The 22086-nt window shown below is 67.2% G+C and carries 20 protein-coding genes and 5 tRNA genes; 14 read left to right on the top strand and 11 right to left on the bottom strand.

Features of this window, described 5'->3' with window-relative positions; all coding sequences use genetic code 11:
• Positions 1 to 5 precede the first annotated feature (5 nt).
• The 10 genes from yvcK to K9U15_RS13395 all read left to right on the top strand — a co-directional run bounded on the left by yvcK (position 6) and on the right by K9U15_RS13395 (position 9626).
• A complete protein-coding gene (gene yvcK / locus K9U15_RS13440) occupies positions 6 to 1130 on the top strand; it encodes a gluconeogenesis factor YvcK family protein (RefSeq protein ID WP_096228478.1) in 1125 nt (374 codons plus the stop codon).
• Positions 1109 to 2041, top strand: coding sequence for a DNA-binding protein WhiA (whiA, locus tag K9U15_RS13435; protein ID WP_087192128.1), 933 nt, complete (start codon positions 1109 to 1111; stop codon positions 2039 to 2041). Before yvcK ends, whiA begins: the two co-directional genes overlap by 22 nt.
• Before the next feature lie 72 nt (positions 2042 to 2113).
• A complete protein-coding gene (gene gap / locus K9U15_RS13430) occupies positions 2114 to 3115 on the top strand; it encodes a type I glyceraldehyde-3-phosphate dehydrogenase (protein ID WP_015538825.1) in 1002 nt (333 codons plus the stop codon).
• A gap of 206 nt (positions 3116 to 3321) precedes the next feature.
• A complete protein-coding gene (gene pgk, locus K9U15_RS13425) occupies positions 3322 to 4506 on the top strand; it encodes a phosphoglycerate kinase (protein WP_123674528.1) in 1185 nt (394 codons plus the stop codon).
• A gap of 66 nt (positions 4507 to 4572) precedes the next feature.
• Positions 4573 to 5343, top strand: a complete 771-nt coding sequence (tpiA, locus tag K9U15_RS13420) for a triose-phosphate isomerase (protein ID WP_301156353.1) — start codon at positions 4573 to 4575, stop codon at positions 5341 to 5343.
• Positions 5343 to 6887 carry a 2,3-bisphosphoglycerate-independent phosphoglycerate mutase gene (gene gpmI / locus K9U15_RS13415; protein WP_301156351.1) on the top strand — a complete coding sequence of 515 codons (1545 nt, stop codon included), beginning with the start codon at positions 5343 to 5345 and terminating at the stop codon, positions 6885 to 6887. Before tpiA ends, gpmI begins: the two co-directional genes overlap by 1 nt.
• Before the next feature lie 636 nt (positions 6888 to 7523).
• Positions 7524 to 7778, top strand: a complete 255-nt coding sequence (gene secG, locus K9U15_RS13410; RefSeq protein WP_041238829.1) for a preprotein translocase subunit SecG — start codon at positions 7524 to 7526, stop codon at positions 7776 to 7778.
• 69 nt (positions 7779 to 7847) lie between these two features.
• Positions 7848 to 7936, top strand: a tRNA-Leu gene (locus tag K9U15_RS13405).
• 79 nt (positions 7937 to 8015) lie between these two features.
• Positions 8016 to 8921: a cation diffusion facilitator family transporter gene (locus tag K9U15_RS13400; RefSeq protein WP_096228484.1), complete on the top strand. Its 906-nt coding sequence runs from the start codon at positions 8016 to 8018 to the stop codon at positions 8919 to 8921.
• Positions 8922 to 8933: 12 nt separating this feature from the next.
• Positions 8934 to 9626, top strand: a complete 693-nt coding sequence (locus K9U15_RS13395) for an HAD family hydrolase (protein ID WP_301156349.1) — start codon at positions 8934 to 8936, stop codon at positions 9624 to 9626.
• A gap of 184 nt (positions 9627 to 9810) precedes the next feature.
• Here the strand turns inward: K9U15_RS13395 and K9U15_RS13390 are convergent, their stop codons facing one another.
• The 4 genes from K9U15_RS13390 to K9U15_RS13375 form a co-directional block, all read right to left on the bottom strand.
• Positions 9811 to 11199 (bottom strand): radical SAM protein, encoded by a 1389-nt coding sequence (locus K9U15_RS13390; RefSeq protein ID WP_154270467.1) that lies wholly within the window; start codon positions 11197 to 11199, stop codon positions 9811 to 9813.
• A 222-nt stretch (positions 11200 to 11421) separates the two neighbouring features.
• Positions 11422 to 11497 (bottom strand) — tRNA-Gly (locus tag K9U15_RS13385).
• A gap of 52 nt (positions 11498 to 11549) precedes the next feature.
• Positions 11550 to 11623, bottom strand: a tRNA-Cys gene (locus tag K9U15_RS13380).
• A gap of 70 nt (positions 11624 to 11693) precedes the next feature.
• Positions 11694 to 11769: transfer RNA gene (locus tag K9U15_RS13375), tRNA-Gly, on the bottom strand.
• 245 nt (positions 11770 to 12014) lie between these two features.
• Between K9U15_RS13375 and K9U15_RS13370 the strand changes: the two genes are divergently transcribed.
• Positions 12015 to 12089, top strand: a tRNA-Val gene (locus K9U15_RS13370).
• A 133-nt stretch (positions 12090 to 12222) separates the two neighbouring features.
• Here K9U15_RS13370 and K9U15_RS13365 read toward each other — a convergent pair.
• The gene (locus tag K9U15_RS13365) at positions 12223 to 12375 is read right to left on the bottom strand and encodes a hypothetical protein (RefSeq protein WP_087192136.1); all 153 of its coding nucleotides are present in this window, start codon (positions 12373 to 12375) and stop codon (positions 12223 to 12225) included.
• Positions 12376 to 12644: 269 nt separating this feature from the next.
• Here K9U15_RS13365 and K9U15_RS13360 point away from each other — a divergent pair, with 269 nt between their 5' ends.
• Both K9U15_RS13360 and K9U15_RS13355 read left to right on the top strand, forming a co-directional pair.
• On the top strand, positions 12645 to 13844 hold the full coding sequence (locus tag K9U15_RS13360; protein ID WP_096228487.1) for a GAF domain-containing sensor histidine kinase: 1200 nt from the start codon (positions 12645 to 12647) through the stop codon (positions 13842 to 13844).
• Entirely contained in the window at positions 13841 to 14485 is a 645-nt protein-coding gene (locus K9U15_RS13355; protein ID WP_015538819.1) for a response regulator transcription factor, read from the top strand. The genes K9U15_RS13360 and K9U15_RS13355 overlap by 4 nt, the downstream gene beginning before the upstream one ends.
• Positions 14486 to 14625: 140 nt before the next feature.
• Here K9U15_RS13355 and K9U15_RS13350 read toward each other — a convergent pair whose 3' ends face one another.
• The 6 genes from K9U15_RS13350 to K9U15_RS13325 form a co-directional block, all read right to left on the bottom strand.
• Entirely contained in the window at positions 14626 to 15540 is a 915-nt protein-coding gene (locus K9U15_RS13350) for a 4Fe-4S binding protein (RefSeq protein WP_096228488.1), read from the bottom strand.
• Positions 15537 to 15794 carry a chaperone NapD gene (locus K9U15_RS13345; protein ID WP_087192140.1) on the bottom strand — a complete coding sequence of 86 codons (258 nt, stop codon included), beginning with the start codon at positions 15792 to 15794 and terminating at the stop codon, positions 15537 to 15539. The genes K9U15_RS13350 and K9U15_RS13345 overlap by 4 nt, the downstream gene beginning before the upstream one ends.
• 161 nt (positions 15795 to 15955) lie before the next feature.
• Positions 15956 to 16288, bottom strand: a complete 333-nt coding sequence (locus K9U15_RS13340) for a hypothetical protein (RefSeq protein ID WP_096228489.1) — start codon at positions 16286 to 16288, stop codon at positions 15956 to 15958.
• 5 nt (positions 16289 to 16293) lie between these two features.
• Entirely contained in the window at positions 16294 to 18864 is a 2571-nt protein-coding gene (locus tag K9U15_RS13335; protein WP_227154139.1) for a molybdopterin-dependent oxidoreductase, read from the bottom strand.
• Between the two features lie 91 nt (positions 18865 to 18955).
• On the bottom strand, positions 18956 to 19564 hold the full coding sequence (locus K9U15_RS13330) for a 4Fe-4S dicluster domain-containing protein (RefSeq protein WP_154270469.1): 609 nt from the start codon (positions 19562 to 19564) through the stop codon (positions 18956 to 18958).
• A 327-nt stretch (positions 19565 to 19891) separates the two neighbouring features.
• Positions 19892 to 20668: a teichoic acid transporter gene (locus K9U15_RS13325; RefSeq protein ID WP_096228492.1), complete on the bottom strand. Its 777-nt coding sequence runs from the start codon at positions 20666 to 20668 to the stop codon at positions 19892 to 19894.
• Positions 20669 to 20943: 275 nt separating this feature from the next.
• Here K9U15_RS13325 and K9U15_RS13320 point away from each other — a divergent pair, with 275 nt between their 5' ends.
• Positions 20944 to 22047, top strand: coding sequence for a TerC family protein (locus tag K9U15_RS13320; RefSeq protein ID WP_087192145.1), 1104 nt, complete (start codon positions 20944 to 20946; stop codon positions 22045 to 22047).
• Positions 22048 to 22086 lie beyond the last annotated feature (39 nt).

Genomic DNA, 22086 nt, shown 5'->3' with positions numbered 1-22086 from the left:
CCCCCATGGCGAAGCCCGCGTTCACCCACGATCCCTCGGCCACCGCCGCCTTCGCGGCGCTCGGCTCCACGCCTCCCGTGGTCGGGCCCGGCGAGCACCTGCGCGCCGTGGTCATCGGCGGCGGTACCGGCGCCCCCGTGTCCATCCGCACGCTCCTGTCCATGGGCCTGGACACGGCCGCCGTCGTGGCCATGGCCGACGACGGCGGCTCCACCGGCGTGCTGCGCGAAGAGGCGAACGTCACGCCCCCCGGCGACGTGCGCAAGTGCCTGGCCGCCATGGCGGCCGATCCCGCCGACCCGCTCACGCGCGCGTTCAAGTACCGCTTCCCGTTCGCGGGCAACCACACGCTGGGAAACCTCATGCTCTCCGCGCTCGAGGACGCGGCCGGGTCGTTCCCGGAGGCCATCGCCATATGCGAGCGGCTGCTGGGCGCCCAGGGCCGCGTGTACCCCTCCACGCTCGACCGCGTGACGCTCGTGGCGCGCACGCGCGACGGCCGCGAGCTGGAGGGCCAGGCCGTCGCCTGCCATTCGCGCACGGCGCTCGAGCGCGTGACGCTGCGCGCCGACCGCTCCATCGAGGCCTACCCGCCCGCCCTCGAGGCCATCCGGAAGGCCGACCTCATCGTGCTGGGCCCCGGGTCGCTCTTCACGTCCATCATTCCGAACCTGCTGGTGCCGGGCGTGGTCGACGCCATACGCGCATCCCAGGCGAGCACGCTCTTCGTGTGCTCGCTCGCCGACATGCAGGGCGAGACCTGGGGCCTCACGGCCCGCGAGCACGTTGAGGCGCTCATGGACCACGGCCTGCGCGGACTCGTTGACTACCTGCTGGTGCACACGCCGGTGCCGCTACGCCCCGACAGCCCGGCAGCCGGCGTGTTCGGCGCCATGACCGGCGCCGAACCCGAGCACGCCTCCACGTCGGGCCTCGACGATGCGGAGCTCTCGGGCCGTATCCGCCCGGTGAGGATCAGCTACCATGACGTGCAGGCCATCCAGGCCCAGGGGCCGGTGGTCATCGCGCGCAACCTCGTGGACAGCGGCAGCCCCACGTGGCATGACCCGCAGGCCCTGCGCGACGCGTTCTCGGGGGTGTTGAAGCTATGTCGTTCACGGCAGAGGTAAAGGACGAGCTCGCGCGCGTGCCGCCCACCTGCTCGCACTGCGAGAAGGCCACGCTGGCGGCGCTCGTGCGCATCGAGGGCACGCTGTTCTTCAGCGGGCAGGGAACCTACCGCATCGAGATAGCCACGGACGTGCCCAGCGTGGCGCGCCTCATCATAAAGCTGCTCCACGAGCTGTACCACCTGAAGACCGAGCTCACCGTGCGCCGCAGCGTGCTGCACAAGACGCCGAACTACCTTATAGAGGTGCCGGCACAGCCCCATCTGGCCGATGCGTTGCGCGACATGGGCGTGCTCTCGGAGGAGGGCGGCCTGGAGCTGGGCATCAAGGAGAGCCTCGTGGCGAAGGAGTGCTGCACGGCGGCCTACCTGCGCGGCGCTTTCCTCGGGAGCGGCTTCGTTTCCGACCCGCGCGGCGACTTCCACTTCGAGGTCACCGTGGAGAGCGGGGACCTGGCCGAGGGGCTCGTGGATCTGCTCGACCGCAAGGGCATCAACGCGCGGGTCATGCAGCGGCGCAGCTCGCACATGGTGTACTTGAAGAGCGGCGCCGCCATCCTCGAGTTCCTCGCGTTCACCGGCGCGCACCAGAGCGCGCTGTCCATGGAGAACGCGCGGGTCATCAAGAGCGTGCGCAACGACGTGAACCGCATGACGAACGCCGAGATCGCGAACCAGGCGAAGGCGGCCAGCGCCTCGGTGGACCAGATCTACGCCATCAGGGAGGTGCTGGAGGCGCACGGCATGGAGAACCTGCCCCCGGCGCTGCAGGAGTTCATACGCCTGCGCGTGACCTATCCCGACGCCACCCTCAAGGAGCTGGGCGAGCGCGCGACCCCGCCCCTGTCCAAATCGGCCGTTTACCATCGCGTTCGCCGGATCGAGCAGATGGCGAAAGAGTTACACCGCTAGAATGGTTCGCGTACGTGTTGTATCATCGTCTCAGCTTCAGCGAGCAAGAGTATCTTATGAAAGGGGATACGCATGGCAATCAAAGTAGGCATTAACGGATTCGGTCGCATCGGCCGCCTGGCGTTCCGCGCGATGGTGGAGGATCCCGAGATCGAGGTCGTGGCAGTGAACGACCTCGGCGACATTCCGACGATGGCCCACCTGCTCAAGTACGATTCCATCCACGGGCGCGCCTTCGACACGGTCGAGGTCACCGAGGACGGCTTCGTGGCCGACGGCCATGCGGTCAAGGTGCTCTCCGAGCGCGAGCCGGCCAACCTGCCCTGGGGCGAGCTGGGCGTCGACGTCGTCGTCGAGTCCACGGGCTTCTTCACCGACGGCACGAAGGCCAAGGCGCACCTCGACGCGGGCGCCAAGAAGGTCGTCATCTCCGCGCCGGCCAAGAACGAGGACATCACCATCGTCATGGGCGTGAACGACGACCAGTACGATCCCGAGAAGCACAACATCATCTCGAACGCCTCGTGCACGACGAACTGCCTGGCCCCCTTCGCGAAGGTGCTCATGGACAACTTCGGCATCAAGCGCGGCTACATGAACACCATCCACTCCTACACGAACGACCAGAAGATCCTCGACCTTCCCCACAAGGACCTGCGTCGCGCCCGCGCGGCCGCCATGTCGATGATCCCCACCACCACGGGCGCCGCCCGCGCGGTGTCGCTCGTGCTGCCCGAGCTCAAGGGCAAGCTCGACGGCTTCGCCACCCGCGTTCCCACGCCGGACGGCTCGATGGTCGACCTCACGGTTGAGCTTGAGCGTGACGCCACCGCCGAGGAGATCAACGCCGCGATGAAGGCCGCCGCCGAAGGCCCGCTCAAGGGCATTCTGGAGTACACCGAGGACCCGATCGTCTCCATCGACATCGTGGACAACCCGCACTCCTCCATCTTCGACAGCAAGCTCACCATGGTGCTGGGCGGCGAGGGCAACTTCGTCAAGTGCATCTCCTGGTACGACAACGAGTGGGGCTACTCGAACAGGGTTAAAGATCTGGTGAAGATTTTGCTCTAACGAGCAAAATCTCTGTCGACGCTGCGGGGCGCTGGGGCACCCGATCTTCGCACGATGCCGCGGACTCGCGTACCCAAGTACGCATCGCCCGCGCCATCCCGCGAATCTCGGGCACCGCAGCGCCCCTCGCTGTCTTACTACGCCAACCTGTGCGCCTGTTTTCACGCTTCGCGCGAATTGGACGCGCTTCGCAGAAGGAGGGCCCTATGGCCGATATCAAAACCATCGACGAGCTGGACGCCGCCGGGAAGCGCGCGCTCGTGCGCGTCGACTTCAACGTGCCGGTGAAGGACGGCGCCGTCGCCGACGACACGCGCATCCGCGCCGCGCTGCCCACCATCGAGAAGCTCGTCGCGCAGGGCGCGCGCGTCGTGCTCATGAGCCACCTCGGCCGCCCGGCGGGCGAGGGCTTCGAGGAGGCGTTCACGCTGCGCCCCGCCGCGCAGAAGCTCTCCGAGCTCTTGGGCAAGCCCGTCGTGTTCGCAACCGACACGGTGGGCGACGACGCGCGCGCGAAGGCCGCCTCGCTGCGCGACGGCGACGTGCTCGTGCTGGAGAACCTGCGCTTCGACAAGCGCGAGAAGAAGAACGACCCCGCGTTCTGCGAGGAGCTGGCCGCGCTCGGCGACGTGTACGTGAACGACGCGTTCGGCACCGCGCATCGCGTCCACGCCTCCACGGCCGGCGTCGCCGCGCTGCTGCCGGCGTACGCGGGCCACCTCATGCAGCGCGAGGTGTCCACGCTCTCGGGCATGCTCGAGGCGCCCCGCCGCCCGTTCGCGGCCATCCTCGGCGGCTCGAAGGTGTCCGACAAGATCAAGGTCATCGACGCGCTCATGGACACGTGCGACACGCTCATCATCGGCGGCGGCATGTGCTTCACGTTCCTGCTGGCCCAAGGCAAGCAGGTGGGCACGTCGCTCAAGGAAGATGACTGGGTGGAGCGCGCGGCTGCCATGATCGAGAAGGCCGAGGCGCGCGGCGTGAAGCTGCTGCTGCCCGTGGACGTCGTCGTCGCCGACCGGTTCGCGGAAGATGCCGAGACGCTCACGGTTTCGGTCGACGACATCCCCGGTGATATGATGGGCCTCGATATCGGGCCCGAGACGGCGAAGCTCTACGCCGACGCTGTGGCAGAGGCCCAGACCGTGTTCTGGAACGGCCCCATGGGCGTGTTCGAGATGCAGCCGTTCGAGGCCGGCACGAAGGCCGTGGCCGAGGCCGTGGCCGCCAACGCCGACGCGGATACCGTCATCGGCGGCGGCGACAGTGTGGCCGCCGTCAACAAGTTCGACCTGGCCGACAAGATGACGTTCATCTCCACCGGCGGCGGCGCCTCCATGGAGCTCGTCCAGGGCGAGGCGCTTCCCGGCGTCGAGGCGCTGCGGTAGGACCCGTTCCGTGCGGCCCCTGTAACGTGGACGGGCCGCACAACACTCGAAGGAAAGGATACCCCAATGGCACGCAAACCCATGATGGCGGGCAACTGGAAGATGAACAACACGGTGGGCGAGGCGGTGGTGCTCACGCAGGAGATCTCGAACCAGTACGAGAAGGAGTGGCCTGAGTCGGTCGAAATCGTCATCTGCCCGCCCTACGTGGACCTCAAGCCGGCCAAGACCGTGCTCGACTTCGACAAGACGAAGATCGCCGTGGGCGCGCAGAACGTGTACTGGGAGTCGAAGGGCGCCTACACCGGCGAGATCTCGGTGCCCATGATCAAGGAGATCGGCTGCGCGTGCTCCATCGTGGGCCACTCCGAGCGCCGCGAGCTGTTCGGCGAGACGAACGAGGACGTCAACCGCAAGGTGAAGGCGCTCGTCGAGGGCGGCCTGTACGCCATCGTGTGCGTGGGCGAGTCGCTGGCCGTGCGCGACGAGGGCACGACCGACGAGTACGTCACCGCCCAGGTGCGCGCCGCCTTCGCCGGCGTGGATGCGAGCGATGCAGCAGGCTGCGTCGTGGCCTACGAGCCCATCTGGGCCATCGGCACGGGCCGGACGGCCACGCCCGAGCAGGCCGAGGCCGTGTGCGCCGCCATCCGCGCGACGCTCGCCGAGCTCTTCGGCGGCGAGGCGGCCGAGGAGATGCGCGTGCTGTACGGCGGCTCCATGAACCCCGGCAACGTGGAGGGCCTGCTGGCCCAGCCGAACATCGACGGCGGCCTCATCGGCGGCGCCAGCCTCAAGTGCGAGTCGTTCGTGCAGCTGATCGAGGCGTGCCTGTGATGGAGCGCGCTCGTCTCACGCTGCCGGCCTGCCTCGTCATCATGGACGGGTTCGGCTTGGCCGAGCCCGGCCCCGGCAACGCCATCTCGCAGGCGCGCACGCCGAACCTCGACGCGCTGTTCGCAGAGCGTCCGTGGACGCGCCTCGAGGCCTCGGGCGAGGCCGTGGGCCTTCCCGAGGGACAGATGGGCAACTCGGAGGTGGGGCATCTCAACATCGGCGCGGGGCGCGTGGTGTTCCAGGAGCTCACGCGCATCAACCGCGCCTGCGCCGACGGCTCGCTGGCAGCGAACCCCGTGCTGAACGGCGCGTTCGCCGCGGCGCGCGAGCCGGGCGCGGCGCTGCACCTCATGGGGCTCGTGTCCGACGGCGGCGTCCATTCCTCCAACGAGCATCTCTACGCGCTCGCGCGCGCCGCGAAGGAGGCCGGGGTCGGGCGTATCGCGGTGCATTGCTTCATGGACGGCCGCGACGTGCCGCCGAAGAGCGGTGCGGGCTACCTGGAGGAGCTCGAGGCCGTGCTGGCCGAGCTGACCGACGACGCGTGCGCCGCCGAGATAGCCAGCATCTCGGGGCGCTACTTCGCCATGGACCGCGACAACCGCTGGGAGCGCGTCGAGCAGGCGTGGCGCGCCATCGTGGCCGCCGATCCGTGCACGGACGCAGCGCCGGCCGAGGTCATGGCGGCCTCCTACGCCGAGGGCGTTACCGACGAGTTCGTCGTGCCCACGGCGCTCTCCGGGCGCGGGGTGCAGGACGGCGACGCCGTCGTGTTCTTCAACTTCCGGCCCGACCGTGCCCGCGAGATCACGCGCGCGCTGGTGGACCCGGCGTTCGAGGGCTTCGGGCGCAGCCGGTTCCCGCAGGTGAGCTTCGTGTGCCTGACCGAGTACGACCCGGAGATCCCCGCGCCGGTGGCCTACCCCAAGGAGTTCCCCGGCAACGTGCTGGCCGATGTGCTGGCGGCGGCGGGCCTGCGCCAGTACCACATCGCCGAGACCGAGAAGTACGCCCACGTGACGTTCTTCCTGAACGGCGGCCGCGAGGAGCCGAAGACGGGGGAGGAGCGCGCGCTCATCCCCAGCCCCAAGGTGGCCACCTACGACCTCAAGCCCGAGATGAGCGAGCCGGATGTGGCCGCCACGCTGGCCGCCGCCATCGACGCCGACGAGGCCGACGTCTACCTCGTGAACTTCGCGAACTGCGACATGGTGGGCCACACCGGCGTCATCCCGGCCGCGGTGGCCGCCGTCGAGGCGGTGGACGCGGGCGTGGGCGAGGTGCTCGCCGCGCTCGAGCGCAAGGGCGGCGTGGCGCTGATCACGGCCGACCACGGCAACGCCGACAAGATGCTCGGCGAGGACGGCTCGCCGTTCACGGCGCACACCACGGCTCCCGTGCCGCTCGTGCTCGCGGACTTCGCCGGAACCGGCCGCACCCTCGACGGCCGCGAAGGTGCGCTCTGCGACATCGCGCCGACGCTGCTCGAGCTCATGGGCTTGCCGAAGCCCGCCGAGATGACGGGCAGGAGCCTGCTCGCGTAACCCGGCATGATCGGCCGACCACGAGAGGCGTTGCGGCCCGAGCCGCGGCGCCTCTCTTCTTGGTCGCGGGCGGCCCTGTGCCCATCGGGCTGTAGCGTAAAAAGCCCCCTTATGCCAAAAAAGGAGCGGTTTGGCAATCGTGGGAAGTGGTTCGCCGCCTGTCTTTCCCAAATCGTCCGTGAAAGGCCAGGTCGCGTCTTGCGACTTGGCCGGCGAGGGCGGCCTCCCTTGCCAAACCGACTCATTTTTGGCAGGGGAGGCCCGAAATGGCGACAAGGGGGCTGCACGTAACAGGGCTTCGTCGTGCGCGACGTAACTCTGCCAGGCACGACAGAGTACTGTCGTGCCTGGCAGAGTTACGTCGCGCACGACAGGGTTCTTCTGCGTACGGCAGGGTCCCTCCAGACGCGGCAGGCGGAGCCGGCCGTCCGAAACCAAGGTACGGCCGGCTCCGGACCAAAGCCGGGCCGTCAGGCCGACGGCAGGGCGGCGTCCTGCATGTCATCGGCGCGCTGTTCTGGACGTTTTGCGATACCCGCGCCCTGTGACCCATCCCGCTTGCCAGGGAAGGCGCTTTTCAGGTATACTTCATGACTTGTGTAAACGATCGTTCTCAATGGAAAGAAGAGAGACGCCTTGAACCCGTTCCTTATCATCATGCTCATCCTGCTCGTCGTCTCGGGCTTGGGCCTCATCGTGTTCATCCTGCTGCACTCCGGCAAGGGCACGGGCATATCCGACATGATCGCCAGCTCCGTGTACTCCACGCAGACGGGCACGAGCATCGTGGAGAAGAACCTCGACCGCATCACCATCATCTTCGCGGTAGTGTTCCTGCTGTCGCTCATCGTGCTGATGATCATCTACCCGCAGGGAACGATCGCAAAATAGCGAAAATTCGCTCTTCACAAGCAGCGAGGGTTCGGGTAGAATAACCAGCGTTGCTTGTGAGCAGCATATGTCGGAGTGGTGGAACGGCAGACACGCTAGCTTGAGGTGCTAGTGCCCACACAACGGGTGTGCGGGTTCAAATCCCGCCTCCGACACCATCGAAGCTAGAAGGAGAGTCCGAGTGGCTCTCCTTTTTCGTATTCTGGCCCCTGACGAGAAGATGCGGAGGAATCGAGCATGGCGAAGGCGCTTGCTGCCAAGGACGCGGTCTCCACGCGCATGCGGTCGATCCGCCGGGTGCTGTGGATCGTGCTCGTGCTGAACCTGGCCGTGGCGGCTGCGAAGTACGTGTACGGCGCCGTCACCGGGTCGGCGTCCATGCAGGCCGACGGCATCCATTCGGTGTTCGACTCCGCCGGCAACGTGGTGGGGCTCGTGGGCATCGCCCTGGCCTCGCGGCCGGCCGACGAGGGGCACCCCTACGGCCACGCGAAGTTCGAGACGTACGCGAGCCTCGTCATCGGCGTGCTGCTGCTCCTGGCCGCCTTCGAGGTGGGATCGAGCGCCGTAGCCAAGCTCGCGTCGGGCTCCTATACGGCAGAGGTCACGCCGCTGTCGTTCGTGGTCATGGCAGGCACGCTGGCCGTGAACCTGGGGGTCACCACCTACGAGCGGCGCTGCGCCAAGCGCCTCAAGAGCGAGGTGCTGGCGGCTGACGCCAACCATACGCTCTCCGACGCGCTCGTGTCCGTCGGCGTCATCGTGGGCTTGGCGGCCGTGGCGCTCGGGTTCCCCATGGCCGACCCCGTCATGGCGCTCGTGGTGACGCTCGCCATCCTGGCCACGGCCTGGGACGTGTTTAAGCACGCTCTGGCCACGCTCTCGGACCGGGCGCGCATTCCCGAGGAGGACGTGCGCGCGGCGGCCCTGGCGGTGCCCGGCGTGCGCGACGCGCACCGTATCCGCACGAGGGGCACGGAAGGGGAGGTCTACGCGGATCTGCACGTGCTCGTCGCGCCGGAGATGACGGTGAAGGACGCCCACGGCCTCTCGGAGCGCGTGGAGCGCGCCGTGGAGGAGCGCTTTCCGAACGTGGCGGAGGCGCTCGTGCATATCGAGCCCGACGACGGGCACGTGGACTAGGAGGGGAGCCGCATGGTGGAGGCCGTTTTCTTCGACGTGGGATCGACGCTCATCCGGCCGTGCCCGTCGGTTGCCGAGACGATGGCGCGTGCAGCCGCCGAGCGCGGGCACGCGCTGACCGTGCGCGACTTCGAGCTCCACATGCCCGCCATGGACGCCTACTACGAGGCGGAGTACCTGCGCGACGGGGACTTCTGGTGCTCGCACGAGGGCTCGACGGCCATCTGGCTGGACCAGTACCGCTACGTGTGCCACCTGGCGGGCATCGGGCACGACGCGGAGGGGATGGCTGCCGCGGTGAACGGGGCGTACCGCCACGCGGCGAGCTGGGAGGTGTACGCGGACGTCGCGGGCTGCCTGCGCGCCCTCAAGGAGCGGGGGCTCGCCCTGGGCGTCGTGTCGAACTGGGACGCCGAGCTTGAGGACTTGCTCCGCGACCTGCGGCTGCTGCCGTACTTCGACACGGTGGTTTCGAGCGCCGCAGTGGGCTACCGCAAGCCGAACCCCGTGATCTTCGACCTCGCCTGCGAGCAGCTGGGCGTGCGGCCCGGCGCGTGCGCGCACGTGGGCGACCGCCCCGACGCGGACGGGGACGGGGCCGCGGCCACCGGCATCCGCCCCGTCATCATCGACCGTCACGGCGCCGAACCTGACTGCCCCTACGACCGCGTGGAAACCCTCGGAGACATCCCGAGCTTCCTATAAGGAATCCCCCACAGGTCGACCCCTCTCGCCCCGCACGGGCGCCCGGGCCCCCGGTTGCAAAAGCACACCACGGCACCGAGAGGCCCTGTAGGCGGCGGCAGGCGGGACGAGGAGCTTTCGCGCAGTGTGTGCGACGAGTTCCGCCTGCCGCCGCCTACAGGGCCGGCCTCGCAGGTCCGTGGAGCTACTTCCGCCTCCCCGCGTTAGGCCCGCTCGTCCAGTGCCCCTCCTCCCACAGGCGCTGCGCCACGGGCTCCCAGCGGTCGGCTGCGGCGTGCGTCTTCGCGCAGAGCGCCGCCGCGTCCTCCGGCTCCTCCAGGTCGGTGGAGCGGGCGCCCGAGGCCTCCACCATCTGGGCCAGGCGGTCCTTGTTGTCCAGCACGGGGCAGGGCCGCAGGTGGTTGCCGTTGAAGGGCTGGTTGTCGTGGTAGGCCATGAACAGCGGCCGCTTGAGTGCCTCCAGAAGGGGGGTGTCGCGGATGTTCGCGTCCGAGTAGTGGATGAACGCGCAGGGCTCAATGTCGCCGTTCGCGTTGATGTGCAGGTAGCGCCGCCCGCCGGCGATGCACCCCTGCGTGAACTCGCCGTCGTTCCAGAAGTCCATGGTGAACAACGGCTTCGTCTCGCGAAACGCGCGTATCCGGCGGTACATGAACGCGCGGTCCTCGGCCGTGGCCAACAGGTCGGTCGGTGCGGAGGCCCCTACGGGCATGTAGGTGAAGAACCAGGCGAACTTCGCCCCGCGCGCCACGAGGTCGTCGAAGAACGCCTCGCTGCCGATGGAGGCGGCGTTCGCATGCGTGTAGCAGCACGACACGCCGAAGGGCAGGCGATGGCGCCTCAGCACGTCCATGGCCCGCACGACGGCGGCGTAGGTGCCCTTGCCGCGGCGGGCGTCCGTGGCCTCCTCGAAGCCCTCCACCGAGATGGCGGGGATGAGGTTCCTCACCCGCAGCATGTCCTCGGCCAGCGCGTCGTCGATGAGCGTGGCGTTCGTGAACGCCGTGAAGGCGCAGTCGTCGTGCTTCTCGCACAGGCGGATGACGTCGCGCTTGCGCACGAGCGGCTCGCCGCCCGAGAACAGGTAGAAGAACACCCCCAGCTCCTTGCCCTGCTCCACGATGGAGTCCAGCTCCTCGAACGTGAGGTTGAGCCGGTCGCCGTACTCGGCTGCCCAACAGCCGGTGCAGTGCAGGTTGCAGGCACTCGTGGGGTCCACGAGCAGGGCCCATGGCACGTTGCAGCCGTGCTCGGCCGCCGCGGCGTCCTGGCGGCGCAGCCCGATGAGGCTCGCGTTCACGAGGAAGTTCTCCAGCACCTTCTGGAGCACGCCAGGGTCGATGTCGTCCCACAGGCTCTTCAGCAGCACCATCCAGTTGTTGTCGGGATGGTCGATGACCTCGTGGAACAGGGCGCGCTGTTCCACGAGGTAGTCCTTGGGAACCAGCGCGTCCACGGCTTTGAGCATCTTGGGCAGCTGCACGTCGGGGTCGCCTCCCTGTGCGTACGCCAGCAGCTTGCGCGCGACTGCCGACTGCGCGCCCTCCGCGATGGTCTTCTTCGTGGATGACATTGGTCTGCTCCTTTCCGGGGGATATCGCAGAACATGATGGCAGAAGGCCTGGAACAGGGGGCGGTTTGTCATCCGGTTGGAACGGGGAGGTTGTCGAGCTGTTGGAGTGCAGCTGCATCGAGGGGGGGGCTGGCCGCGGGATGCTGCCGGAGGGAGCCCGTCGCCGTATGCCGCAGGATAAGAAAAAACCCGCCGGATCGATGTCCGGCGGGCGGGGTTTCGTGGAGCGGACGACGGGGTTCGAACCCGCGACCCCGACCTTGGCAAGGTCGTGCTCTACCAGCTGAGCCACGTCCGCATTGTGAAGCGTGCAGTGCTTTTGGTCATCCGTCCTCGCAAGGAGGAGCGAATGGAGGCGACGCCCGGATTCGAACCGGGGGTGAAGGCTTTGCAGGCCTCTGCCTTACCACTTGGCCACGTCGCCGTGTTGCGGCAAAACCGTCATGGAAAAGGCCGGCCAAAACTTTGGAGTATGACCGGCCTCGTGATGACGATGGAGCGGACGACGGGGTTCGAACCCGCGACCCCGACCTTGGCAAGGTCGTGCTCTACCAGCTGAGCCACGTCCGCGTCGCGAGGAGATATAATACTGGAACGGCCACTTTCGCGCAAGCCCCCATTTCTGATTTTTTCACATCTCGATGACAACTCTTTCCAAAGGCCGCGCTTTCCGCTGCGCTGCGGGATACCGCGTCCACGCCAAGCCCGCAATTCGAAACTTTTCGTCCGAAAAGTGAAAAGGCCCTTTGACACGGCGCCGTGTTCTGGTAACATACCAATTCGTCGGTACGGACGGCGTCCGAACCGCGGAATGTGCGCGATTAGCTCAGGGGGAGAGCATCACCTTGACACGGTGGGGGTCGCAAGTTCAAATCTTGCATCGCGCACCATCGAAACTCGAAAGGCACCCTTGCGGGTGCCTTTTTCATGCAGCCGCCCCTCGCGGGCGCCTGTCTGGCGCGGACCTCGCGCAGGCCGGCACCCTTGCGGGCGCTGGCCTGCCATCGTTTCGGCCCGCGCGCGTCAGTCCTCGTCCTCGAGCTTCTCGAACTCGTGGTGGCCGCAGTTGGGGCAGGCGGGCAGCTTCTCGGTATCGCTCGTAATGCGCACGATGTAGCCGCAGTTCTTGCAGCGGTAGCGCCCTTCGCCGGGCTGGTCTCCGGTATGGAACTCCATGTCGCGCTCCTTTCGCTTGTCGGGGGGATCCTTCGGCAAGCAGCCTACCACGCGGCCGCCCCTGGGCGGTGGCGGCCCTGCAACGGCACGGCGAGCATTCGGCGACGCCCCTGCGGCGGGCAAGGCGCGCCGCAGGCTCCTGCGCAGGCGCGCGCGGGCCGAATGTCGTGCAACGGCACGCGAAATAGGGGATAATGGGGAAGAGCAAGGGGAGGCCGTTTCGCGGAGACGGCGGCAGCTGCATCCGCACCGAGGCGAGGGGGAGAGGCATGGGGGCGTCGAATTTCTGCGAGGACGTGCTTGCGGGCAGGAGCGAGGTCTACGCGCGTGTCGTGGAGGACCTGAAGGAGCGCTACGGGTTCGACTTCGTGGGCTTGGGGTTGACGGCGTTTTTGGGGGCGCCGCTCAAGTGGATCTACAGCGCGGGCGCCACCGACGAGCGGCACCACCGCATCGTGCTCGCGCCCGGGCACGGCATCGGCGGCATCGTCATCAAGGCGGGAAAGCCCATGCTGTTCACGAACATAGATGCCGAGATCGACCCGCGCGAGTACTCGTCGTACCCCATCGTGTTCGCCGAGGACCTGCACAGCTTCTGCGCCCTGCCGCTCGTGAAGGAGGGCCGTGTCGTGGGGGCCATCCTGTGCGCGTTCCGCACCGTGAGCGACGCGCACCGCACGAGCTACAGCCGCTTCATAGCCGACCAGAAGGGCCGGCTCGCCGACTTCGACCTGGTATCGAGCGACTTCATGGACTTCGAGCGCATCGCCGAGGAGAAGCGCGACGACGAGGCGGACAGCCCGCTGCTCGTCCACTCGGAAGTGTCGCGCGTCATCGCCGCCCAGGAGGCCGAGCGCAAGCGCATCTCGCGCGAGCTTCACGATGGCATAGCCCAGGAGCTCCTGGGCATCTCGTTCGTGCTCAAGCGCCTTGAGCCGTACCTGAGCCGCGACGCGGAGGCGCGCCAGCTCTTCACGGAGGCCAACAACGACATCGACCGCATCCTGGACGAGCTTCACAACATCTCGGTGGAGCTGCGCCCCTCGGCGCTCGACCACCTGGGCTTCATCCCGGCCCTGCGCTCGCAGGCGGCCGTGTTCGAGAAGACCTACGGCGCCGAGATCGTGTTCGAGGGGAACCTGTCGCGCAAGCGCTTCGACCCCGCGCTCGAGACGCAAACCTACCGCATCTGCCAGGAGGCCGTGCTGAACGCCTGCAAGTACTCGGGCGCCGACAAGGTCTACGTGACGCTGGAGGACGCCGACGGCTGGATGCACGCCACCGTCGTGGACCATGGCTGCGGCTTCGACGTGGAGCACCCCGAGGTGAAGGGGAGCGGCTGCGGGCTCTCCGGCATGCGCGAGCGCGCACGTCTGATCGGCGCCACCCTCACGATGGCCTCCGACGGGGGCGGCACCGTCGTGACGCTCGTCGCGCCCATGAAGATGGCGGAAGGCGGTGCGGCATGATACGCGTGGTGCTGGCCGACGACCACGAGGTGGTGCGCGCCGGGTTCAAGATGATCTTGGAGCAGGACGCCGAGATCAAGGTGGTGGCCGAGGCTGCGGACGGCACGCAGGCCTATACGATAGTCTCGCGCGAGAGGCCCGACATCCTGCTCATGGACATCTCCATGCCGCCCGGCCAGAGCGGCCTGGTGGCCTGCGAGAAGATCGCGCGCGACTTCCCCGGCACGCGCATCGTCATCCTCACCATGTTCGCCGAGCCCGAGTACCTGTTCTACACGCTGCGCGGGGGAGCTGCGGGCTACGTGCTGAAGAACTCCACGTCAGAGGAGCTGCTCTCCGCCGTCCACGCCGTGGCCGGGGGCGGCAGCTACATCCACCCGAAGATGGCCGCGCTGCTCACCAAGCAACTCGTGGGCGCCGGCGAGGAGGAGGACCGCTCCTACCAGCAGCTGTCGAACCGCGAGCTGGAGATACTGCAGCTTCTGGCGAAGGGGTACACGAACAAGGAGATATCGGAGCAGGTGTACCTCTCCGTGAAGACCGTGGAAGCCCATCGCTCGAAGATCTACAAGAAGCTCGGGTTCAAGACCCGCGCCGATTTGGTGTCCTACGCCCTGGAGCACAAGCTGCTGGACGTGTGAGCCCTTGTGGCCGGCCGGAGGGGAGCTTGCCTGTTGGGGGAGGTGCTGTCCGGCGCATGCGATCGACCTCGGCGGGACCGCCCGGCGTGCTGGGCGGTCCCGCATCGCGCAGGTGCCTTCGACCGGCTATGGGAGCGCCCTTACGCTTTCGCGGGGACCTCGTCGGCGGAGGCTTCGGGCGCCTCCTTGGCGCCCTTGCCCAGGCCCAGCGACAGGGCGCGGGTGGGGCAGGCATCCACGCAGGAGCCGCAGGCCATGCAGTCGCCGGCGCGCACGTACGTCTCGTCTCCGGCGAGCACCGGGTTCAGGATGGACGGGTCGGCCAGGCACGCCTTGCGGCACGCGTCGCAGTGGATGCAGGCCGTGCGGTCGTACCTCGCGTTCACCACGCCCACGCGGCCGATGGCCTCGTAGAAGCCGCCGAGCGGGCAGAGCGCGCGGCACCACACGCGGTGGCCCCAGAAAAGCTCCGCCGCCACGATGGCCCCGAGCGTCCAGAGCCCCGCCACGCTGCCGAAGAGGATGCCCTTGTTCACGGCGCCGATGGGCGAGAACGACTCGAACAGCGGCACGCTGGTGGCCGCCGACAGCACGAGCACGGCCAGCGCGACCCCGATCTTCGCGCGGCGCGGCACGGGCGCCTCGCTTACCTTGATGCCCAGCTTGCGGCGCAGCGCGTCCACCAGCTCCAGCAGCAGGTTCACCGGGCACACCCAGCCGCAGAACGCCCGGGCGCGCACGAGTCCGTAGAACGCCACGACCGGCAGCGCGAACCAGAGCCACTCGAGCTCGAATGTCTTGGAAGCGGCGACGACCTGAAGAACCCCGAACGGGTCCAGGAGGGTGACCCCTCCTATCGATGAAGAGGAAAGGCTGCCGAAAAAGGGAAGGTCGGCAGGAGTGGGAACAGGGTCGTCGCCGCCGACGGACACCCCGAACAGGCCCCAGCCGGCAACGAGCAGCGGCGCGGCGAACAGCAGCAGGGCCGCTATCTGCACCGCGTGCCGCAGCCAGGACCACTTGAGTGAATGCGAGGTGTTCGGGGTGCGCATCATCTCTCGGCTGCCTTCTGCACCGTGGGGTCGTCCTCGAAGTTGGCGTACACCAGGTTGATGCCGATGACGCCCTCGAGGGCGACGAACGTGCTGGCGATGTCGTGCGACTCGTCGAGCGTCTCGGCCTCTATGGTCACCACGACCTTGTAGCCGTTCGTCTCGTGCACCTCGACGCCCTCGATGCGGCCGAGGTCCTCGGCCACGCGCGCCGTGGTTTCGGGCGTCGTCTCCACGACGAGGCTTGATATGACCATGCTGTTCTCCTTGCATTCGGGTGCCCCGCATCGGGGCACGTTCCGTTTGGCTGTCCGCGAAAGCGGTCGCAGGGAACGCTTTCGCGGACAGCCAAGGTGGCGAAGGGGGTTGGGGCGGCGGAGGGAGCCGCCCCAACGGGGAAGGGTGCTTTCTCGACGTGCTAGCCCTGCACGTGGCAGGTGTTGCACTGGTCGTGCGTGGGATCGAGCTCGAGCGTCTGGGACGAGCCGTCCGCATAGTGGTCCTCGGGCATGGCCTTGGAACCGTTCAGCATCGGGTTCGAGCGCTCGCTCGCGCCGTGGCAGCCGTAGCAGCCGGAGGCGCCCAAGGTCTCGAACCGGTCCTGATGGGTGGCGGGCATGAGCGGCGGCGCGCCGACCGGCACGTTCGCGTTCACGTCCTCCGCGGGCGCGGGGCCCGAGCATCCGGCCGCGGCCAGCGTGCCGAACGCCATCGCAACCACGAGGGCGCCGGCAACCAAATGTTTCCTCATAGCGATCACCCCTCGACCTTCGTGATAGAGACGCAGGTCTTCTTGTAGTCGGGCTCCTTCGACAGCGGGCAGTACGTGTCCTGCACCGCCAGGTTCACCAGCGTCTCCTCGGCGAAGAAAGGCGCGAACACGATGCCCTCCTGCGGTTCGGTGCGACCGGCCGTGGAGGCCTTGATGTCGAACTCGCCGAAGCGCGATTTCACGTGCACGAGGTCGCCGTCCTTCACGCCGAGCTTCGACGCGTCGTTCGGATGGATGTTCAGCAGCGCCTCGGGCAGCGCGCGGTCGAGCTCGGGCACGCGGCGCGTCATGGTGCCGGTGTGCCAGTGCTCCAGGAGGCGCCCTGTGCAGAAGTAGAACGGGTACTCGTCGTCGGGCTCTTCTGCCGGCGGCTCGTAGGGGCGGAACACCACCGAGGGCTTCAGGTTGGCGGACTTGTAGAACGACAGGTTGTTGGCCAGGCCCTGCTTGCCGTACTTCGCCACGCCTATCTCGTCGAAGCCGTCGGCTTGCTTGCCGTCGGCGAAGCGCCAGTGCGTCTCGAGCCACTTTCCGTCCACGTTGCGCACGGGCCAGGTCATGCCGTGGCGCGCCAGGTACTCCTCGTAGGGCGCCAGCTGCTTGGCCTCCATCTTCAGCTTCGCGTTGAACTTCCCGTCGGCGTCGTCGTTGATGGCCTTGGCCTTCTCGTTCATCTCGGGGTTCGAGAAGATGCGGTACTCCTCCCACAGCAGGCGGTTCGTCTCGCGCCCGTCGTTCTTGAAGTCGTGCGCGCCCTTGTCGTAGATGAAGCCGAACAGGTGGTCGAAGGCGTCCTTGCCGTCGATCTGCTCGCCGTCGAGCACGCGGTGCGCCACCTCCATGAACGCCCACAGGTCCCACTTGGCCTCGCCCGGCGGGTTCACGGCCTTCTCGAACACCGCCGTGCGCCGCTCGGCGTTGCCGAACTGGCCCTCTCGCTCCACCCACAGGGCCACGGGCAGCACGACGTCGGCGTACTGGGTGGACAGCGTCGGGTACACCTCGTTCACCACGATGAACGTGTCGAAGATGCCCTTCTTGTCGCCCTGTCCCAGGAAGCGGGTGAGGTTCGGCATGGACTGCGCCCAGTTGTTGTGCGCGGTCCACAGGAAGTCGAGGTTGCCCTTCGACATCTCGCGGAAGATCTTCACCGTGTGCATGCCGGGCTTCTGGATGGCGTCGAGGTAGCCCTCGGGCAGATCCCAGATGGCCTCGGTGTAGCGGCGGTGCTGGGCGTTGGCCACCAGGAGGTCGGCGGGCAGGCGGTGAGAGAACGTGCCCACCTCGCGGGCCGTGCCGCAGGCCGTGGGCTGGCCGGTGAGCGAGAACGGGCCGCAGCCGGGGCGGGCGATCTTGCCGGAGAGCAGGTGGATGTTGTAGAGGTTGTGGTTCATCCAGGTGCCGCGGTTGTGCTGGTTCACGCCCATCGTCCACAGCGACATGATGTTCTTGTCAGGGTCGGCGAACTCGAGCGCGAGCGCCTTCAGGTCCTCTGCCGGCACGCCGGAGAGCTCCGAGGTGTACTCGAAGGTGTAGGGCGCCAGGCGCGCGGCGTACTCCTCGAACGTGATGGGGCTCACGGCGTCGACGGTCTTGCCCACGTCGCTGGCGTCGTAGCCGTCGTCGGTGGCATTGCCGATGTTCTCGGTGCCCTGCTTGAACTGCAGGTGGTCGTTCACGAAGGCCTCGTCGTACTTCTTGTTCTGCACGAGGTAGTTCGCGATGCAGTTCGCGATGGCCAGGTCGGTGTTCGGCTTGAACAGCATGACCGTATCGGCGCTAACAGACGTGCGGGTGCGCAGCGTGCCCAGGTCGTAGTGCTTCACGTTCTTGCCCGAGAGCTTGCGGGCCGTGAGGCGCGAGTACAGCATGGGGTGCGCCTCGGCCATGTTGGCGCCCCAGGTGACGAACACGTCGGCGTTGTCGAGGTCGGCGTAGCAGCCGGCCGGCTCGTCGGTCTGGAACACGTTCATGAAGCCCACCACGGCGCTGGCCATGCACAGGCGCGCGTTCGGGTCGACGTTGTTGGACAGCAGGCCCGCCTTGATGAACTTGGCGCAGGCGTAGCCCTCGGTGATGGGCTGCTGGCCGGAGAGCCAGAACGCCAGGCGGGTCTTGTCGGCCTTCCACGTTTCCTTGAGCTTCGCGGACACGAGCTCCAGCGCCTCGTCCCACGTGGCCTCGCGCAGGCCCTCGTCGGTGCCCTTCGTGGCCTTGTCCTCGCGGATGAGCGGCTTGGTCAGACGGTCGTCACCGTAGAGGATCTTGCCCAGGTAGTAGCCCTTCACGCAGTTGAGTCCCTTGTTGGAAAGGTTCTCCGGGTCGCCCGTCACGCTCACGAGCTTGCCGTCCTTCACCTCGCAGATCACGCCGCATCCGCAGCCGCAGAACCGGCACACGGCCGTGTGCTTCTGCCCCTCGCCGCCCGACGCGGCGCCCGTGGAGCCCGAACCGCCGCCCGCGCAGCCGGTCATCGACGCTAAGCTGCCCGCCGCTGCGGCGCTCGCCAGCGCGACGGCCGTCGCCTTGACGAATGCTCGTCTTGAGATGTCCATGACACCCCTCCTTCTCTCCCTTTTAGCTCTTAGCTTTTAGCTCTTCGCTCTTCTATCCCACCGTTCCTCGAACGGATTGGCAGTGCTTGGGTCAGGCGCCGGCACGGGGATGCTCGGCGTCGGTCCTGATGCGGATGGCGACGTCCGGCTCGTCCACCACGCAGCGCTCGACGCACAGGCCGCAGCCCACGCACTGCTCCTCGTCGATGACGGGAGCAAACACGGAATGGATGGCATCGCCCTCGCGCAGGCGGTAGTCGATCGAGATAGCCTGGTCGATGAGCGGGCAGGTGCGGTAGCACACCTCGCAGCGCATGCCCTGGAACGCGATGCACAGATCCTCGTCGATCACGGCCGTGCCCATGCGCACGTCGGAGCGCTCCTCGATGCCGCGCAGCGCGTTCGTGGGGCAGGCCTCGACGCAGGGAAAGTCCTCGCACAGGCGGCAGGCCTGGGCGCGCGCGTCGACCATGGGGGTCCCGGCGGCGAGTCCCTGGTTGCCGGGTGCAGGGAAGAGGGCGACGTACGGGCAGGTCTCCATGCACTTGCCGCATTTGATGCAGCGGGCCGAGAAATCGGCCTCGCCCTGCGCCCCGGGGGGTCGCAACAGGCTCTTTGCGGGGCCCTGCACGGCATAGGCGACGCCCTGGAAGGCCACGGCAGCGGCTGACAGGCCGGCTATGACGCTTGATAGTCTCATTCGCTCCCTCTTTCCTCACCTCGTATGATGCGCCGAAGGCGAGGTCCTGCCAATCGGGGTAGCCCCGAGGATGCACCGGGGAAGCCCCTCAAGGGGGCAAGGGTTTTCTTCTATTTTTTGCGGTGGATAATTAAAGAGGAGACAGGGGAGACAGGGGGACGGGGATAACGTCATCATTTTTGGCAAACAAAAATGATGACGTTATCCCCGTCCTGTGTCACGCTGCGTCATGTCCTGTGTCATCAGGGAGGTACCGCCCTTGGCTGCGCCGCAGAACGAGGCATCGTTCCCGTCCCCCTGTCTCACCTGCCTCCTGCGGCGGGGCGTCTAGGCGTACAGGCGGATGCCCACGTACACGGCGGTGTCCGGCAGTCCCTTGATGTCGTAGACGCTCGAGAGCTTGATGGCGGACACGCGCCAGTGGTACGTGGCGTCGCCTGCGGCGACCGTGCCCTCCTGGAACGTGTTGCCCGACTCGTCGACGGCCATCTCGCCGGCCGTGGCCGGATCGAAGCCCTCGGAGGCGATGGCCGTCTGCACGGCGGCCTCCACGCTGCCGGACGAGAAGTCGGCGTACTTCACGCGCATGTTCACGGAACCGCCCGCCTCGGACGTGAACTGCCATGATCCGTTGAGCAGCAGGGTGGCGTCGGCCGCGGACAGGCTGGATACGTTGCTGTACATGAGAAGGGCCTGGGCCTCGCTCACGTCGTCGGGCAGCTTGATGAGGTCCAGGTTGCCGCTTTCGTCGCCGGAGAGCGCGCCCTTGTCGGCGATGGACCAGCCGGATTCCGCGAACGCGGTCTTGACGCCCTCGGCATCGAGGCCGACGAGCGAGGCGAGGTTCGGCAGGCTGGCCATGGAGGCGGGGCGTGCGAGGTTCTGCTCGACCGTCGCCCGCGTGCGCTCGGCCGAGTGCGTCACGTTGTCGATGACGTTGAACAGGAAGACCCCGCCGATGACGGCTGCGGCCAAGACGAACGCGGCCATGGCGAGCATCTGGGGCCGGGGCGCCTCCAGCGGGCGGGTGAGCGAGCTGCCGTCCAGGTAGCGGACGGGGCCGTCGCCCGCGTCGTAGCCGTTCTTTCGCGCGTTGAAAAACATGAGCGTACTCCTGAGGGGTTTGTGTGCTTTGGGCATTATAGCATTGTTCCCACACCGCTCCGTGATAGGATACGTCTCGCCCGTGGGGGAGTAGTTGGCTCGCGCTCTGGAAGCGCGAGCGGCACGTTCAACATCATGGCCGAAAAGCCTGGCGTGTCTTGAATAACGAGACTCATGGCGCAGCTTGCATGCATGCAGCCGCGCCATGAGTCTTTTTTGTGGACTCTGCCCGCCTGCGGTACGGACGAGGAACCCGACAAAGGAGCTAGCAACCCGTGGATCTGTCAATCTTCGCATCGCCCGAGGCATGGATCAGCCTGGTCAGCCTCATCTTCCTGGAAATCGTGCTCGGCGTGGACAACCTGGTGTTCATCTCGATCACCACGAACCGCCTGCCCGAGGACAAGCAGCACATCGGCCGCAAGCTCGGCCTGGCGGGCGCGCTCGTCATGCGCATCGTCTTCCTGTGCTTCGCGTCGTTCCTCGTGCATATGACCACGCCGCTGTTCACCATCGACCTCGGGCCCTACGCGCACGGGTTCTCGGTGCGCGACCTCGTGCTGCTCGTCGGCGGCGCCTACCTTATCTACAAGGGCATCGCCGAGCTGCGCGACACGCTCAAGCTCACCGAGCTCAAGGCCGAGCACTGCGAGGAGCACAAGGCGCTCCACCGCATCGCGCTGCCGCAGGCGGTGGGCACCATCATGGTCATGGACCTCGTGTTCTCCATCGACTCGGTCATCACGGCCGTGGGTATGGCCGACCACCTCATCATCATGATCATCGCCGTCATGCTGGCCGTGTTCCTCATGATGATCTTCATCGACCCCATCTCCAACTTCATCAACGGGCACCCCGAGATGAAGATGCTCGCGCTCACGTTCATCGTGGCCATCGGCTGCCTGCTGGTCATCGACAGCGCGGGCTTCCACACCGGCATCGAGCTCATGCACATGCCGCTCGAGAAGCTGATCGTGTACTTCGCCATGGTGTTCTGCATCGTGCTCGAGGTCATCCAGATGCGCTATAACGCGAACGTCCTCGCGTGGCGCAAGGAGCGCTGGCAGAACGAGACGGCCGCGCAGATCGACAGCGTGCGCGCCGAGATGATGGAGCAGATGAAGCGCGATGCCGACGGCGATGCCGCCGCAGGGGCTTCGGCCGAGGGCGCGAAGGCGGCCGCCGCCGAGCGCATCCGGCCCGTCATCATCGGCAACAACGTGTACGTGATGATGCCGATGGCCGGAGAGGACGCCGCATCGTTCAAGGAGCTCATGGCCTCCTCGAGCACCGCGAGCGCCGCCTTCGACGCCCCGCTGGAGATAGGCGCCCAGGTGGAGGACGTCGAGCCGACGTACGAGGAGCCCGCGGAGAAGTAGGCGTGCCCCTCTTCTCCAGCCGGCCGTGAGGCAGGGGGC

The sequence above is a fragment of the Gordonibacter sp. RACS_AR68 genome (assembly GCF_030418485.1).
In the GTDB taxonomy this organism is placed as follows: domain Bacteria; phylum Actinomycetota; class Coriobacteriia; order Coriobacteriales; family Eggerthellaceae; genus Gordonibacter; species Gordonibacter urolithinfaciens.
This window is presented reverse-complemented; position numbering and strand designations above follow the sequence as displayed.